The organism is Bacteroides sp. AF32-8BH (assembly GCF_003435205.1).
Lineage (GTDB): Bacteria > Bacteroidota > Bacteroidia > Bacteroidales > Bacteroidaceae > Bacteroides > Bacteroides ovatus.
In genome coordinates, this window is sequence record NZ_QVLZ01000074.1 from 1 (window position 1) to 15865 (window position 15865).

At 43.3% G+C, this 15865-nt stretch carries 13 protein-coding genes and 1 riboswitch; of the genes, 10 read left to right on the plus strand and 3 right to left on the minus strand.

From position 1 onward, the window contains the following. Positions 1 to 154 precede the first annotated feature (154 nt). The 3 genes from DWZ47_RS29020 to DWZ47_RS29030 all read right to left on the minus strand — a co-directional run bounded on the left by DWZ47_RS29020 (position 155) and on the right by DWZ47_RS29030 (position 4886). Positions 155 to 1510, minus strand: coding sequence for an energy transducer TonB (locus DWZ47_RS29020; RefSeq protein WP_004303533.1), 1356 nt, complete (start codon positions 1508 to 1510; stop codon positions 155 to 157). 279 nt (positions 1511 to 1789) lie between these two features. After that, positions 1790 to 2482, minus strand: coding sequence for a glycine zipper family protein (locus DWZ47_RS29025; protein ID WP_117515574.1), 693 nt, complete (start codon positions 2480 to 2482; stop codon positions 1790 to 1792). Between the two features lie 25 nt (positions 2483 to 2507). Further along, positions 2508 to 4886 (minus strand): ATP-dependent helicase, encoded by a 2379-nt coding sequence (locus DWZ47_RS29030; RefSeq protein ID WP_004312306.1) that lies wholly within the window; start codon positions 4884 to 4886, stop codon positions 2508 to 2510. Positions 4887 to 5032: 146 nt separating this feature from the next. Between DWZ47_RS29030 and DWZ47_RS29035 the strand changes: the two genes are divergently transcribed. The 10 genes from DWZ47_RS29035 to DWZ47_RS29080 all read left to right on the plus strand — a co-directional run bounded on the left by DWZ47_RS29035 (position 5033) and on the right by DWZ47_RS29080 (position 15743). Beyond that, on the plus strand, positions 5033 to 6772 hold the full coding sequence (locus tag DWZ47_RS29035) for a hypothetical protein (protein ID WP_022199083.1): 1740 nt from the start codon (positions 5033 to 5035) through the stop codon (positions 6770 to 6772). A gap of 75 nt (positions 6773 to 6847) precedes the next feature. Then, on the plus strand, positions 6848 to 7465 hold the full coding sequence (locus DWZ47_RS29040) for a superoxide dismutase (protein WP_004295710.1): 618 nt from the start codon (positions 6848 to 6850) through the stop codon (positions 7463 to 7465). Between the two features lie 151 nt (positions 7466 to 7616). Further along, positions 7617 to 9599 (plus strand): sensor histidine kinase, encoded by a 1983-nt coding sequence (locus tag DWZ47_RS29045; RefSeq protein WP_008648147.1) that lies wholly within the window; start codon positions 7617 to 7619, stop codon positions 9597 to 9599. Between the two features lie 55 nt (positions 9600 to 9654). Continuing rightward, positions 9655 to 9748: riboswitch (TPP riboswitch) on the plus strand. 60 nt (positions 9749 to 9808) lie between these two features. Continuing rightward, on the plus strand, positions 9809 to 10009 hold the full coding sequence (gene thiS / locus DWZ47_RS29050) for a sulfur carrier protein ThiS (protein WP_004303537.1): 201 nt from the start codon (positions 9809 to 9811) through the stop codon (positions 10007 to 10009). A gap of 4 nt (positions 10010 to 10013) precedes the next feature. Beyond that, positions 10014 to 10631, plus strand: coding sequence for a thiamine phosphate synthase (locus tag DWZ47_RS29055; protein WP_117515576.1), 618 nt, complete (start codon positions 10014 to 10016; stop codon positions 10629 to 10631). A 44-nt stretch (positions 10632 to 10675) separates the two neighbouring features. Next, positions 10676 to 11449, plus strand: a complete 774-nt coding sequence (locus tag DWZ47_RS29060) for a thiazole synthase (protein WP_004303539.1) — start codon at positions 10676 to 10678, stop codon at positions 11447 to 11449. A 13-nt stretch (positions 11450 to 11462) separates the two neighbouring features. Then, positions 11463 to 13160, plus strand: a complete 1698-nt coding sequence (gene thiC / locus DWZ47_RS29065; protein WP_117515578.1) for a phosphomethylpyrimidine synthase ThiC — start codon at positions 11463 to 11465, stop codon at positions 13158 to 13160. Positions 13161 to 13250: 90 nt separating this feature from the next. Then, positions 13251 to 14375, plus strand: coding sequence for a 2-iminoacetate synthase ThiH (gene thiH / locus DWZ47_RS29070; RefSeq protein WP_004295704.1), 1125 nt, complete (start codon positions 13251 to 13253; stop codon positions 14373 to 14375). A gap of 4 nt (positions 14376 to 14379) precedes the next feature. Further along, a complete protein-coding gene (locus DWZ47_RS29075) occupies positions 14380 to 15072 on the plus strand; it encodes a HesA/MoeB/ThiF family protein (protein ID WP_008648149.1) in 693 nt (230 codons plus the stop codon). A gap of 62 nt (positions 15073 to 15134) precedes the next feature. Then, positions 15135 to 15743, plus strand: coding sequence for a thiamine phosphate synthase (locus DWZ47_RS29080; protein WP_004295702.1), 609 nt, complete (start codon positions 15135 to 15137; stop codon positions 15741 to 15743). Positions 15744 to 15865: the final 122 nt, after the last annotated feature.

The window sequence follows — 15865 nt, forward strand, 5'->3', positions numbered from 1 at the left end:
AGAACTGTAAAATATAAAAGAGGTTGTGCCAACGTTTTGACACAACCTCTTTACAGATGCTAAAGCATAACTTTAGGTATGGTTTTAGGTATAGTCTTATTTCGGTATGAAAGCAACTTCTCCAACCTAGTTTTATCTCCGGAATTTGTTATCTTTAATCGGCAAGTTTAAAACTTACGGGAATAGCATATTTAACCTTCACCGGTTTATCCATCTGTGTCCCCGGTTTCCACTTCGGCATAAGCCTGATAACACGGATAGCTTCTTTATCCAAATAAGGATCAATGCTTTTGAGGATAGTCAGATTGGTTACAGAGCCATTCTTATCAACCACAACTCCTACAATCACCCTCCCCTGTATGCCATTTTTGCGAGCTATTTCCGGATACTGAATATTCTTCTTAATGAAATCAAGCATAGCGCGTACACCTCCTGGAAATTCCGGCATAACCTCCACCATATCATAAACCAGTTCTTCCACCTGTTCCCCAACCGTCTGATGAGTGTTGTCCTGCTTCATTGTCAACAATCCTTCGGGTAAAGGCGTTCTTTTTGCCTCTTTCCATTCCTTCTCATTGTCCGACAATCTAAATTCAGCCATCATCAAGACAGGTTTCCTGTTGATGGTCACCTCGTAAAAATAACGGTAACGTCCGGCTTTATTCGGATGCACATCCGGATAAAGCGAAGCCCTCATCTCCCGTTCTCTCTTATCCTGTATAACATAAGCTATGCTAACAAAAGCGGTATTCATAGGCAATTCCCGCCAGATCCCCTTTTCATCTTCAAAAGTAACATAATAACGTTCTCCACATTCTATTGTTCCACCGCTGTAGTTATTGAGAATGAATGTTACCTGTTCTGCAGCTGTAGAATAAACCGGATATTCGGGACGGATATAAATACCGTTTATATGGTTCACACCCACTTTTTGATTGATAATCGGCTCTGTCACACCACTAAATTGAAAAGCAGGCGAGTCCATAATCTTCTCCCGGAATTCTTTTTGTTTTTCGGGAGTATTCACAATCAGACGGATTTCTATATGTCGCAATCCTACACCATATCCCGTTACATTCCTTTTTATATTCTCATATCCCGACTCTTCCATTTTCTTATTTAACTCCTTCTGGATAGCGAGCAACTGGGTTTGCGAGTAATTACTACCACCCATAAGTTCCAGCCTGAAATTCTTACTTCCGGAAGCCTTTTCCAATATCTGCCGTGCTTTGACTGTATCTCCTGTGACCTGAAAAACAAGAGTAGCTTTATCAAAATAGATACCTTCAATAAAGTCGGGGCAGTTGGGAGTTTCCAAAGACAACCCGGCTATATGAGGTTCATTACCATAAACCTTACCCAGTGTATCCAATATTTCCATACCCTCCGACTGGTCATAGAACTGTTCTGTACTGTCATTTTCAGTTTTGCATGTTTCTACATGGTTTGTCTTGTTTATCCTACAGGATGAAAACAAACACAACAATAAGATAAAATAAAATTTATTCATTATCTTTTTCCTCCTGTTTTTCAGGTTTTTATCATTTACCAACAAAGATAATAATATTACGATTTCATGATACTAATAGATGCCCTAATAATTATACATCATGACAGAAATAATATTATTGCAGAAAAAGTGAGTCAGCACTGCTTATGAAAAGAAAAAGATACTCCGAAAATAGTGACGCTATCCCACCAACATAGTGACGGTATATGCTTAGGATAGCGTCACTATTCCAGGCATATACCGTCACTATGTTTAAACCGGATATTCGGGCTGTTACTTCTAGTTTCCGCGCTGTGTAGGCAGAGTAAACTCTTGCGAATCACAAATCACTCCATTCTCGTCCGCCACTGCGACACGGAATGTCACTTCACCGTCTTTCAATTTTTCACCTGCGTGAATGGAAGCGGTATAACGGATGCCTCCACCCGGAAGAATTTCCTCCACCATCACGGAAGGAGAAATGCCGAGATGCTTCACCTTCCCCACCGTTTCTACCACAGGAACTACATTATAAACAGGATTTCTCCCTTCATTCATAATCTCAAAGATTATCTTGCTATTTTCTCCCGCATCAATCACATGACTGCGATTATCATCTATAAAACGGATCTTGCGCAACTTCAGTTGAGAAATAGGCTGTTGCACTTGCGGCTGTTTCTTATACTTTTGCACACGCACTTCCCGTACTTCAGGAATATACGCATCTTCCTCTATTTGCTCTTGCCTCGGCGCCGTCAACGCGTTTCCAATAGCCGCACCGGCAATGGTTCCCACAATATTCCCAATAGCAGAACCACGGTAACCGCCCCTCCAGCCATGATTATTATCTCCGATAAGTCCGCCTATCGAACTTCCCAGACTACCTCCGATAGAAGCACCTGCCATGATAGCTCCCGGATTTCCCATACGCCCCGACGCACATCCACTCACAATCAAAGCGGAAAGCAAAATTACTGTTAGTTGTTTCTTCATGAGTCTCTCTATTTAGTGTTATTATTTATTCTACCACTTTAAAACGAGCGAAACGTAATAATAGTTGTTTGTCTCCCGCATTTTTAAAATGAATAGTTGCTTTCGCATTGTCTCCCGTTCCTTCTACTTTAATCACTTCACCCAATCCGAAACGTTCGTGCTCTATCATCTGTCCGGCCTGTACTCCTGCTACCGATGGCGAAGTGGAAGAGGTTGCCTGTGCACCGCTACTTGGGCTAACAGTACTAACTTTCTTCAAATTCCTCGGTACGCTGGAAGCAATGATCTGTGCTTTCGGACGTTCACGCTGTTCGGAAGATGTACTTCCGAAAGGGGCACGCGACGGAGAAGCTGAACGGGTGAATCCTCCTTCAATCTCTCTACGGAAACGTCCTGCACCTTCATCGACAGCACGGCTCACTCCTGCCTCATGCGGCAATTGCAAGTAATGAACATCGATATCACGCAAGAAACGACTGGGGCTTCCAAATTCCATCTTTCCATAACGGAAACGGGTTTTGGCAAAAGACAGATAACAATGTTCCTCCGCACGAGTAATAGCTACATAGAACAAACGACGTTCTTCTTCCAGTGCCCGGGGAGAATCTCCTACCATCCCACTGGGAAACAGGTTTTCTTCCAGACCGACCACAAATACATTCTTAAACTCCAATCCTTTAGCCGAATGAACTGTCATCAACGTTATCTTTTCCCCATCATCCGCCTTGTCGGAATCCTGATCGGTAAGCAATGCAATCTCCGAAAGGAAATCGGTAAGAGACACATTCGGATTACCCTCCTCCTGCCGCAAAGCGCAGAAGTCATTCATTCCATTCACCAACTCTTCTATATTTTCCTTACGGCTTAGATTCTCGGGGGATGTGTCCTGACAAACATCGTTGATAATGCCGGACTGACGGATGATATTCGTTCCTATTTCATAAGCGTTCTTATCTGCCTGATCGACAATGAAACCTTCTATCAATTCACGAAAGCCTTGCAGTTTTGCATGCGTTCCTTTATTTATATCCAGTCCGTAACTCAATGGTTCACAGAGTGCCGCCCAAAGACTTACGCCATGATCGGTAGCCGCCGATATAATCTTCCCGACTGTCGTATCTCCAATACCACGAGCCGGATAATTAATGATTCGCTTGAATGCTTCTTCATCATTCGGATTCACTACCAAACGGAAATAAGCAATCACATCTTTTATCTCTTTTCGCTGGTAGAACGAAAGTCCTCCGTAAATCTTATAAGGTATACTCCGTTTCCGAAGAGCCTCTTCAAAAATACGGCTTTGTGCATTCGTACGATACAGGATGGCAAAATCAGCATATCCGTAGCGATACTCCCGTCGTAGCTCTGCAATCTTATTAGCTACAATATCTCCCTCTTCCACATCGCTATACGCCTGAAATACGCCGATAGGTTCCCCCTTTTCTTTCTCCGAAAACACGGCTTTCCGTATCTGGCGTTCATTCTTCTCAATCAAGCTATTGGCAGCACAAACAATGGTTTGTGTGGAACGATAATTCTGCTCCAGTTTAAAAACTTTCGTATTGGGGTAGATTTTTGTAAAATAGAGAATATTGTCAATATCCGCCCCACGGAAAGAATAGATACTTTGCGCATCGTCTCCCACTACACAGACCCGTTGATTTTCTTTAGTCAGTTGTAGAACAATGCTATGCTGCGCATAATTCGTATCCTGATACTCGTCCACCAATACATAACGGAACTGATCGCGATAACGTGCCAGCACTTCCGGAAAGTCACGAAACAGAATATAGGTATATACCAATAAATCATCAAAATCCATCGCTCCCGCCTGACGGCATCTGTCCCAATAACGAGTATAGATATCACGGATAGCAGGCATCTTGGCAGCCATATCTCCTTCGTAAGCCTCTTTATTGGCAGCGTATCCCGTAGGAGTGACCAAATGGTTTTTGGCATTGGAGATGCGTGCCTGCACTACTCCCGGTTTATAAGTTTTCTCGTCCAATCCCATCTCTTTGATGATGGAACGAAGCAGGCTCTTACTATCAGCCGTATCATAGATGGTGAACTGGGAAGTGAACCCGATAAATGTTGCTTCGGCACGAAGAATCCGTGAGAAGATGGAATGGAAAGTCCCCATCCACAAATAACGTGCCCTTTCCATACCTACCTGACGGGCAATACGCTCTTTCATCTCGCGCGCCGCCTTATTCGTAAAGGTCAGTGCAAGGATATTCCACGGATTGTAGCCGTTCTCCTGTTCCAGCAAGTAAGCGATTTTATAAGTCAATACACGCGTCTTCCCCGAACCTGCACCGGCTATCACCAGCGAAGGACCGTCATTATAAGTCACTGCAGCACACTGACTCTCGTTCAATTCATCTATATAATTGGTATTCATAACAGCATTATAAAAACAATGTGGATTTTTAACAAACCCTTGGCATTCAAATTTGTTCTCAATACAAAAGTATAATATTCATTCGAGAATGAAGGTATTTTTATGAATTTTCATCACTAACTATTTTAACCTAACACCAAAAAGCAATGAAAAGAAGTATATTTTTATCGATTATTTTGAGTTTGTTTCTGGTCGCCTGCATTCCACAGGCAATGGCACAAAAGCAGAGCCGCCTGGAAAAGCTGCTAAGGTATCTGAACGATAATGACGCCGACAAATGGCAGAAAAACCGTGATAAGATAGATGACGAGACACAAACCTATTATGCCGAGGAACTGGCATTATTGGATGTGCTCAACGGATTGTGGAACGAGCAAAGCGAACAGGCTGCCACCAACTATTTCGGATGCTACGAAAGGGCAACGAAAGCTTATTTTCCCAATATCTGTGAAGAAGAGAAAATACAACTTTCCAACGTACAAAACAAAGCAGAACTGGCCGTTATCTCCATTCTGGATGCTTCGAAAGATCAAATTCCTTTTAGCAAGACGTTGATGGACAGTATCCAGTCAAGCGGTTATCCGGGAGATTCTGCCATCTTGCAAAAGGTGCGGGACATCCGTGAAATGGCTTTACTGGAAGGTATGCTGAAAACACCTACGCTGAATATTTATCAAACGTACATCACGGAATATCCGAACGGCAAATTTATCTCTCAAATCAACACTGCGGAAAACAAACGGCTTTACCAGATTGTAAAGAGTAATCCGACATCAGCGAATTTCAAGGCATTTTTTGATAACGCCAACATGCAGAAATTCTTCACGGATAAAGATACGCGTCCATTCCTTCCGGAAGTTCGCGCGTTATACGATGATTTTCTGTTTCAAGGAATCGACAGCCTCCGGGAGAAAGGAAACGCAACAGCCATCCGGCAGATTATTGACGAGTATAAGCAATCACCTTACCTGACTTCTACAGCACGTACTCATCTGGACGACCTTGAATATCTTAGTGAAAAAGCTGATTTTGAGCTTTTAAAAGCTGCCATTGTCAATTCCGAATCTTTGAGTATGCTGCAGGATTTTCTTTGCACACACAGGTATAAGGAATTTCGTGACCAGGCCAATGCACTACGGACACCGTTTATTCTGCAAACAATCATATCCACTCCTACTTCTGTGAAATACTATAATGGAGGACGATTGATTAAGTCTGCGGAAAATGACAGTACGGGAAATACCTCGACCACTTATTCGTATGATGATAAGGGGCAGCTCATTTCTACATTGTCGCTTACCGTAAAGAACGGTCAGCCAAGCAATGAAATACAAACGAACAGATTATACGATCCGCAAGGTCACTGCATCTTTGAAGTGCAAACGAATCCGAAAACCAAAACGGATCTCTACCGACGGACACGCCGTATCGGTACGGACGGAAGTATCGAGAGTGATTCGCTCAAGTATACAGATGGAAGAGTCATCATAAGTTCCTATAATAAACAGGGGTTATTGACCGAAACCAAAGAGTATAATAAGAATGGAGAACTTCAGGCGTACACCGCAAACAAATATGATGATAAAGGCAGATTGATTTCATCCCAACATCAAAACCTGCTTTTTGCCAATTCTTCGGATCAGATTATTTCACAAAAAGATGCTTATGAATACGATAAATACGGTTATCTGACACAAATCGTTTACCAACGGATTTTAGGCAATAACCAGAAAACATCGGGATGCCTGACCTGCCTGTACGATAAATACGGAAACCAGATCGATAGCAATTCTTATTATGAATATGATAATACGGGCCAATGGATCTGCCGGACCGACCGTGAGCATCCGAAAGAAGTGGAACGCATACAGTACATTTACAAATAAAGTAAGATGCTGTGAACATTTTGCAAAGGGCTTCTGTTATTATAGTATAACAAGCCAATTAAAACTTGTAACATTATGAATACTATATTAATGTCTTTAATTATGATGACCATGACTTACGAAATGCCTAAACTTCCTTACGCTAACAATGCGTTGGAACCTGTAATCAGTCAGCAAACAATAGATTTCCATTACGGAAAACATCTACAAACGTATGTAAATAATCTGAATAGCCTCGTGCCCGGAACAGAATATGAAGGTAAAACGGTAGAAGAAATCGTTGCAGCCGCACCGGATGGAGCTATATTCAATAACGCCGGACAAGTATTGAACCACAACCTGTACTTCCTGCAATTTGCCCCGAAACCTTCAAAGAAGGAGCCGGCCGGTAAACTGGGAGAAGCCATCAAACGTGACTTTGGCAGCTTTGAAAACTTCAAGAAAGAATTCAATGCAGCAGCAGTCGGATTGTTTGGTTCAGGATGGGCTTGGCTATCCGTAGATAAAGACGGTAAACTGAAAATCACTAAAGAGGGGAACGGCAGCAATCCGGTACGTGCCGGTTTGAAACCACTTCTTGGATTTGACGTTTGGGAACACTCCTATTATCTGGATTACCAGAACCGCCGTGCCGACCACGTAAACGCCCTGTGGGATATCATCGACTGGGATGTGGTTGAAAAAAGAATGTAATCAAATTTACAAGCTAAACTATACTTATGGAAAAGGTCGTTGTGTTTTTCACAGCGACCTTTTTTACAGATTAAAAAGAAACAGACTTTTATTGTATATCAGATGCATTAGTTGTATTTTTGCAACTCATAAAACAACATAACAAACAATTATGATACTGTATAAAAGAAAAAAAATACGATTTATTGTCTCCATTGCTGTACTCCTTTTCCTCCCCCTTTTCGGCAATGCTGCCACCACAGAAGAATCTGAGGAAGAAATCCTGTTTATCACCTCTTATAATTCTGACACTAAATATACCTACGATAACATCAGCACATTTATAGAGACCTACACCCAATTGGGAGGAAGATATTCGACCATGGTAGAAAATATGAATGCAACAGACTTAACGCAGGCGCATCAATGGAAAAAAACATTGACCGATATTCTGGACAAACATCCGAAAGCCAAATTAGTTATTCTCCTGGGTGGTGAAGCATGGAGCAGTTTCCTCCATCTCGAAGATGAAAAGTACAAGCAGCTTCCTGTTTTCTGTGCAATGGCATCACGCAACGGAATACGTATTCCGGAGGATTCGACCGACATCCGAAGCTATAATCCCGAAAGCATTAACTTAATGGAACGCATGAAGGAATACAACGTAAGATATTGTAGCACATACGAATATGACATTAAAAAAGATATTGAAATGATACAGGATTTCTATCCGGAAACAGAACACCTTGTATTTGTATCGGATAACACATACAACGGACTTGCCGAACTGGCATGGTTCAAGAAAAACCTGCAACATTTCCCACAGTTGTCTATCACCTACGTCGATGGCCGCATCCATACACTCGATATGGCTGCCAGTCAATTGCGCAATCTTCCCAGAAACACAGTCATGTTGCTTGGCATCTGGAGAATCGATAACCGGGGTATTACTTACATGAATAACTCCGTTTATGCTTTTTCCAAAGCCAATCCTCTCCTGCCTATGTTCAGCATGACTTCCACTGCAATAGGTTACTGGGCTATCGGAGGATATGTCCCGCAATATGAAGGAGTGGGACAAAGCATGGGAGAATATGCCTACCGCTTTTTAGACCAGAAGGAAACTGATATCAGCAGTATCAATATCTTACCCAACAGATATAAATTTGATGCGAAGAAACTAAAGGAATGGGGATTTGAAAACAAGAAGTTACCTGTTAACTCAATGGTAATCAATCAGCCCATCCCATTCTTTGTGGCCTATAAGACAGAAGTACAATTCATCCTGATTATATTTCTCGTATTAGTAGGAAGTCTAATGATTTCGCTGTATTACTATTACCGGACTAAAATCCTGAAGAATCACCTTGAAAGAACTACGAAACAACTACGGGAAGATAAAAAGAAGTTGGAAGAGTCTGAAGTCGAATTGCGTGATGCTAAAGAGCGCGCCGAAGAAGCTAACCAACTGAAAAGTGCCTTTGTTTCGAATATGAGCCACGAGATACGGACTCCGCTAAATGCTATTGTCGGTTTCTCCAGTCTGATTATCGGTTCGGTAGAGCAGAATAACGAACTGAAAGAATACGCAGATATTGTCCAGACCAACTCCAATCTGTTGCTCCAACTGATTAGTGATGTACTGGATATATCACGCCTGGAATCAGGAAAACTGCAATTCAACTATGAATGGTGTGAGCTGGTGAACCATTGCCAGAATATGATTACTCTGACCAACCGGAACAAGACAATGGATGTAGACATTAAACTGCAAATGCCTAAAGAGCCTTACATGCTCTACACAGATCCCTTGCGCCTGCAGCAGATTATTATCAATCTGCTGAACAATGCCTTGAAATTCACTCCTGCCGGAGGAAGTATTACGCTGGATTATGAAGTGGACGAAAAAAAGCAATGTATGCTGTTCTCGGTAACTGATACCGGCACCGGAATCCCCGAAGATAAACAGGAGCTGGTATTCCAACGTTTCGAAAAGCTGAACGAGTTCGTACAGGGTACAGGATTGGGACTGGCTATCTGCAAACTGACCATCCAATATATGGGAGGTGATATCTGGATTGACAAGAATTACAAAAATGGCGCCCGATTTATCTTTTCTCATCCTATCAAAAAACAGGAATCAACAGAAAAATGAAAAAAAATCGACTGATTTAGTGTTTTTCTGTTTCTTTTTCACTTACTTTGCCCCCGTAAAGACAAAGGGGTGCCCCATGAGGGGCTGAGATTATACCCTAGGAACCTGAGGCAGTTAGTACTGACGTAGGGATTGTGTTTCTTCTTATCGCCTTTCCATTCAAGCACGCTCTTTGTATTTACTTTCAACTTATTTATTCTGATAGGACAATGAAAGTACAAGTGAACAACAAAGAGGTGGAAATTACTCCCGACTCTACCCTTACACAACTGACAGCACAGCTCGAACTTCCGGTTCAAGGCATTGCTATCGCCGTAAACAACAAAATGATTCCCCGTACCGAATGGGAGGGTTTCATATTGCATGAGAACGATAACCTGGTGATTATCAAAGCTGCTTGCGGAGGATAAGGGAATGGTCAGTCTACAATTTATCACGCATCAGACCGAACGGTACTCGTACCTCGAATCGGCACGTATGGCACTCGAAGGCGGGTGCAAATGGATCCAACTACGCATGAAAGAGGCTCCTCTCGAAGAAGTGGAGGCAGTAGCCCTGCAACTGAAACCGCTTTGTAAAGAGCACGAAGCAATCCTGGTTCTGGACGATCACGTTGAACTGGCGCGAAAGCTGGAAGTGGACGGTGTGCATCTGGGCAAAAAGGATATGCCTATCGACCAGGCCCGCCAAATTCTTGGAGAGGCTTTCATTATCGGCGGCACTGCAAATACATTCGAAGATGTTGTACAGCACTATCGTGCCGGTGCCGATTATCTTGGCATCGGTCCTTTCCGGTTTACTACCACCAAAAAGAATTTAAGCCCTATACTGGGATTGGAAGGCTATTCCTCCATCCTTTCACAGATGAAAGAGGCGAATATCGAAATCCCCGTAGTAGCGATTGGAGGAATCACTTATGAGGATATTCCTGCCATACTTCACACAGGAGTAAACGGGATAGCCCTGTCGGGAACCATTCTCGGAGCGGATAATCCGATAGAAGAAACACGTAGAATCCTGAATCATGCGTAAAACAATGATGTACAATCAGTAATTTAATTTATAATATATATAGAATGGAAAAGTTAGTAATTGCGGGACGCGAATTTAACTCCCGTCTTTTCCTGGGAACAGGAAAATTCAATTCCAATGAAGTAATGGAACAAGCTATTCTGGCTTCAGGCACGGAAATGGTTACTGTTGCCATGAAACGAATCGACATGGACAACAAAGAGGATGACATGCTGAAACATATTATTCATCCGAATATTCAGCTATTGCCCAATACTTCCGGTGTACGTAATGCAGAGGAGGCTGTTTTTGCAGCACAACTGGCTCGTGAAGCCTTTGGAACAAACTGGTTGAAACTGGAAATTCACCCGGACCCACGCTATCTGCTCCCTGACTCTATCGAGACACTGAAAGCTACGGAAGAACTGGTAAAACTGGGCTTTATCGTGTTGCCTTATTGCCAGGCTGACCCTGTACTCTGCAAACGCCTGGAAGAAGCGGGCGCAGCTACCGTTATGCCGCTCGGTGCACCAATCGGTACCAATAAAGGATTGCAGACCAAAGAATTCCTGCAAATCATTATCGAACAGGCAGGTATCCCGGTAGTCGTAGATGCGGGTATCGGTGCACCCAGTCATGCTGCCGAAGCAATGGAACTGGGAGCTTCCGCTGTATTAGTTAATACCGCAATAGCCGTTGCCGGAAATCCGATAGAAATGGCAAAAGCATTCAAAGCGGCTACAGAAGCCGGAAGACAGGCTTACGAAGCAGGATTAGGGTTACAAGCCGTCGACTTCGTGGCAGAAGCAAGTTCACCTCTAACGGCTTTTCTTGATTAAAAACGAATAAACTATGGAACAAAAAATAAAATTCCCCCGCTCGCAGAAAGTCTATTTACCCGGTAAACTTTATCCGAATATCCGTGTAGCGATGCGGAAAGTGGAACAAGTGCCCAGTGTCAGCTTTGAAGGCGAAGAAAAGATAGCAACACCGAACCCGGAGATATATGTATATGATACCAGCGGACCGTTCAGCGATGCAGATATGAGCATTGATCTTAAAAAAGGACTGCCCCGTATGCGTGAAGAATGGATTGTAGGCCGTGGTGATGTGGAACAACTTCCTGAAATTACTTCAGAATACGGACAAATGAGAAGGGACGATAAAAGTCTCGATCACTTACGTTTCGAGCACATCGCTCTGCCCTATCGCGCTAAAAAAGGAGAAGCAATCACTCAAATGGCATACGCCAAAAGAGGGATTATCACCCCTGAAATGGAATATGTAGCAATCCGCGAGAACATGAATTGCGAGGAATTGGGAATTAAGACCCACATTACTCCAGAATTTGTCCGTCAGGAGATTGCAGAAGGACGTGCTGTATTACCGGCCAATATCAACCACCCGGAAGCTGAACCGATGATTATCGGACGCAACTTCCTTGTGAAAATCAATACGAATATCGGAAATTCGGCTACTACCTCAAGCATAGATGAAGAAGTGGAGAAAGCATTGTGGAGCTGCAAATGGGGTGGCGATACCTTGATGGATCTTTCCACAGGAGAAAATATTCATGAAACACGCGAATGGATTATCCGTAATTGTCCCGTACCCGTCGGCACGGTTCCTATTTATCAGGCACTTGAAAAGGTGAACGGCATAGTGGAAGACCTCACCTGGGAAATCTACCGGGATACATTGATTGAACAATGCGAACAAGGTGTAGATTACTTCACCATTCATGCGGGGATCCGCCGCCATAATGTTCATCTTGCCGATAAGCGGTTGTGCGGTATTGTCAGCCGTGGAGGAAGCATAATGAGTAAATGGTGTCTCGTACACGATCAGGAAAGTTTCTTATACGATCACTTTGATGATATTTGTGATATCCTGGCACAATATGATGTAGCCGTTTCTTTAGGCGACGGACTTCGTCCGGGTTCTATCTACGATGCGAACGATGAAGCGCAGTTTGCCGAACTGGATACCATGGGAGAATTAGTACTTCGTGCCTGGGATAAGAATGTCCAGGCATTTATTGAAGGCCCCGGACACGTTCCGATGCATAAAATCAAAGAGAACATGGAACGTCAGATTGAAAAATGCCATGACGCCCCATTCTATACACTCGGCCCGTTGGTGACGGATATTGCTCCCGGATACGACCATATCACTTCTGCTATCGGTGCCGCACAAATCGGATGGCTGGGTACGGCTATGCTTTGTTATGTCACTCCGAAAGAACACCTTGCCTTACCCGACAAAGAGGATGTACGCGTAGGAGTCATTACCTACAAGATAGCCGCTCATGCCGCTGACCTGGCAAAAGGACACCCGGGTGCACAGGTACGAGACAACGCATTGAGTAAAGCTCGCTATGAGTTCCGCTGGAAAGATCAGTTCGACCTGTCTCTCGATCCGGAGCAGGCGCAGACTTATTTCCGTGCAGGACATCATATCGATGGAGAATATTGTACGATGTGCGGACCTAATTTCTGTGCAATGAGACTGTCACGCGATTTAAAGAAAAGCGCTAAAACCAACAAATAATGAGTGGGGAGAAACAGAAAGTCAGCCCACTGACCGAACCTGCCCTCCCCTCATTTCAATTTTCAATTTTTAATTCTCAATTTAATAAGAATGTTCTCCGACGAATTAGAAAAAATATCCTGGGAAGAGACGACAAAAGCCATCTATTCCAAAACAGATGCCGACGTACGCCGTGCATTGGGTAAAAAAGAGCATCTGGATGTCAACGACTTTATGGCGCTGATTTCACCTGCCGCCACTCCTTATCTGGAAGTGATGGCACGCCTTAGTCAGAAATATACGATGGAACGGTTCGGTAAGACTATCTCCATGTTCGTACCGCTCTACCTGACTAATTCATGTACCAACTCCTGCGTCTATTGCGGTTTCCACATCAGCAATCCGATGAAGAGAACGATACTGACAGAGGAAGAGATTGTCAACGAATACAAAGCCATCAAACGACTGGCTCCTTTTGAAAATCTACTGCTCGTAACCGGTGAAAACCCTGCCGCAGCAGGTGTTCCCTACATTGCCCGGGCGCTGGATTTGGCAAAACCTTATTTCAGCAACCTGCAAATTGAAGTAATGCCCCTTAAAGCAGAAGAATATCAGGAACTGACTAATCATGGTCTGAATGGAGTGATCTGTTTTCAAGAGACTTACCATAAAGCAAATTACAAGACATATCATCCGAGAGGCATGAAATCTAAATTCGAATGGCGTGTAGACGGCTTCGACCGTATGGGACAGGCAGGTGTACATAAGATTGGCATGGGTGTCCTGATCGGTCTGGAAGAATGGCGGACAGACGTAACGATGATGGCTTATCATCTGCGTTATCTGCAGAAGCATTATTGGAAAACAAAATACAGCGTAAATTTCCCGCGTATGCGTCCGTCTGAAAATGGCGGATTCCAACCGAATGTAGTCATGAACGACCGGGAACTGGCTCAACTTACATTCGCGATGCGAATCTTCGACCACGACGTAGATATCTCCTATTCCACTCGTGAAAGTGCAGAAATCCGAAATCACATGGCAACGCTCGGTGTTACAACCATGAGTGCGGAGAGTAAAACTGAACCGGGAGGATATTACAGTTATCCTCAAACCCTGGAACAATTTCACGTAAGTGATGAGCGAAAGGCGGTTGAAGTGGAACGTGACTTGAAGAAACTGGGTCGCGAACCGGTTTGGAAGGATTGGGATCAGTCTTTTGATTTTAAAAGATAGGCAGATGCGGTACGATAGACAAATCATACTTCCCGAAATCGGAGAAGAAGGTCAGAAGAAACTGCAGGAAGCCAAAGTGCTTATTGTAGGTGTGGGAGGGCTAGGCTCTCCCATCGCTCTCTACCTGGCAGGCGCCGGTGTGGGATGTCTCGGACTGGTAGATGACGATTTGGTAAGCATCACTAACCTGCAACGACAAGTTCTCTATTCCGAAAAAGAATTGGGTAAACCGAAAGCTATCTGTGCAGCGGAACGGCTCTCCGCTCTCAACAGCGAGATCAGAATACATCCCTACTCTACCCGGTTGACGAAAGAAAATGCTTATCATATCATTCAGGAATATGATATAGTAGTCGACGGCTGTGATAACTTTGCCACCCGCTACCTGATTAACGATATCTGCATTGAACAGAAAAAGCCATACGTATATGGTGCTATCTGCGGCTTTGAAGGACAGGTTTCTGTATTCAACTATGGAAATCAGAAAAAGAACTACCGGGATCTTTATCCCGACGAAGAAGAAATGCAACGAATGCCTCCTCCGCCCAAAGGTGTGATGGGAGTTACTCCTGCTATTGTAGGAAGCGTTGAAGCTACGGAAGTGCTGAAAATAATCTGTGATTTTGGTAATGTTTTAGCCGGTGAACTATGGACAATCGACCTGCGGACATGGCAATCTAACAAATTTTCACTATAAAGGTTGGTTTCTGACATAGTTAATTAGTAACTTTGCTAAGCAATCCAATTTTAACAAAAGAAATGAAACTAATTGTAGTTACCACCCCTACCTTCTTCGTCGAAGAAGATAAGATTATTACCGCTCTTTTCGAAGAGGGGCTGGATGTCCTACATCTTAGGAAGCCGGAAACTCCGGCTATGTATTCGGAACGGCTATTGACACTTATTCCGGATAAATATCACCGCCGTATCGTCACGCATGAACATTTCTATTTGAAAGAAGAATTTAATCTGATGGGTATCCACCTGAATGCACGTAATCCCAAAGAGCCGCATGATTATTATGGTCACATCAGCTGTTCGTGCCATTCAGTGGAGGAGGTAAAAAACAGAAAGCATTTTTACGACTATGTTTTTATGAGTCCTATTTATGATAGTATCTCTAAAGTGAATTACTATTCAACATATACTGCCGAAGAATTGCGTGAAGCACAAAGAGCCAAAATTATCGATTCGAAAGTGATGGCATTGGGAGGTATCAATGAAGATAATTTGCTGGAGATTAAAGATTTCGGTTTCGGAGGAGCTGTCGTATTAGGAGATCTTTGGAACAAATTCGACGCCTGTCAGGATCAGAACTATTTAGCCGTAATCGAGCACTTTAAAAAGTTGAAAAAGCTATCAGATTAATAAAAAGCCGATAGTAAACTGACTGTACATTCCTATTGTATATCCAATAAAGGAAATGACTTTCTCAATCATAAAATAAACACATAGCGAAAAAGTAAATTTGGGCAAAGCGTAGCGAATTA

Bases quoted from the DNA above. Each gene is read 5' to 3' on its own strand.
- thiC (WP_117515578.1), top strand. From the start codon at position 11,463: ATGGAACAAAAAATAAAATTCCCCCGCTCGCAGAAAGTCTATTTACCC.
- DWZ47_RS29080 (WP_004295702.1), top strand. From the start codon at position 15,135: ATGAAACTAATTGTAGTTACCACCCCTACCTTCTTCGTCGAAGAAGAT.
- DWZ47_RS29025 (WP_117515574.1), bottom strand. From the start codon at position 2,482: ATGAAGAAACAACTAACAGTAATTTTGCTTTCCGCTTTGATTGTGAGT.
- DWZ47_RS29055 (WP_117515576.1), top strand. From the start codon at position 10,014: ATGGTCAGTCTACAATTTATCACGCATCAGACCGAACGGTACTCGTAC.
- DWZ47_RS29075 (WP_008648149.1), top strand. From the start codon at position 14,380: ATGCGGTACGATAGACAAATCATACTTCCCGAAATCGGAGAAGAAGGT.
- DWZ47_RS29020 (WP_004303533.1), bottom strand. From the start codon at position 1,510: ATGAATAAATTTTATTTTATCTTATTGTTGTGTTTGTTTTCATCCTGT.
- DWZ47_RS29060 (WP_004303539.1), top strand. From the start codon at position 10,676: ATGGAAAAGTTAGTAATTGCGGGACGCGAATTTAACTCCCGTCTTTTC.
- DWZ47_RS29045 (WP_008648147.1), top strand. From the start codon at position 7,617: ATGATACTGTATAAAAGAAAAAAAATACGATTTATTGTCTCCATTGCT.
- DWZ47_RS29035 (WP_022199083.1), top strand. From the start codon at position 5,033: ATGAAAAGAAGTATATTTTTATCGATTATTTTGAGTTTGTTTCTGGTC.
- thiH (WP_004295704.1), top strand. From the start codon at position 13,251: ATGTTCTCCGACGAATTAGAAAAAATATCCTGGGAAGAGACGACAAAA.
- DWZ47_RS29040 (WP_004295710.1), top strand. From the start codon at position 6,848: ATGAATACTATATTAATGTCTTTAATTATGATGACCATGACTTACGAA.
- DWZ47_RS29030 (WP_004312306.1), bottom strand. From the start codon at position 4,886: ATGAATACCAATTATATAGATGAATTGAACGAGAGTCAGTGTGCTGCA.
- thiS (WP_004303537.1), top strand. From the start codon at position 9,809: ATGAAAGTACAAGTGAACAACAAAGAGGTGGAAATTACTCCCGACTCT.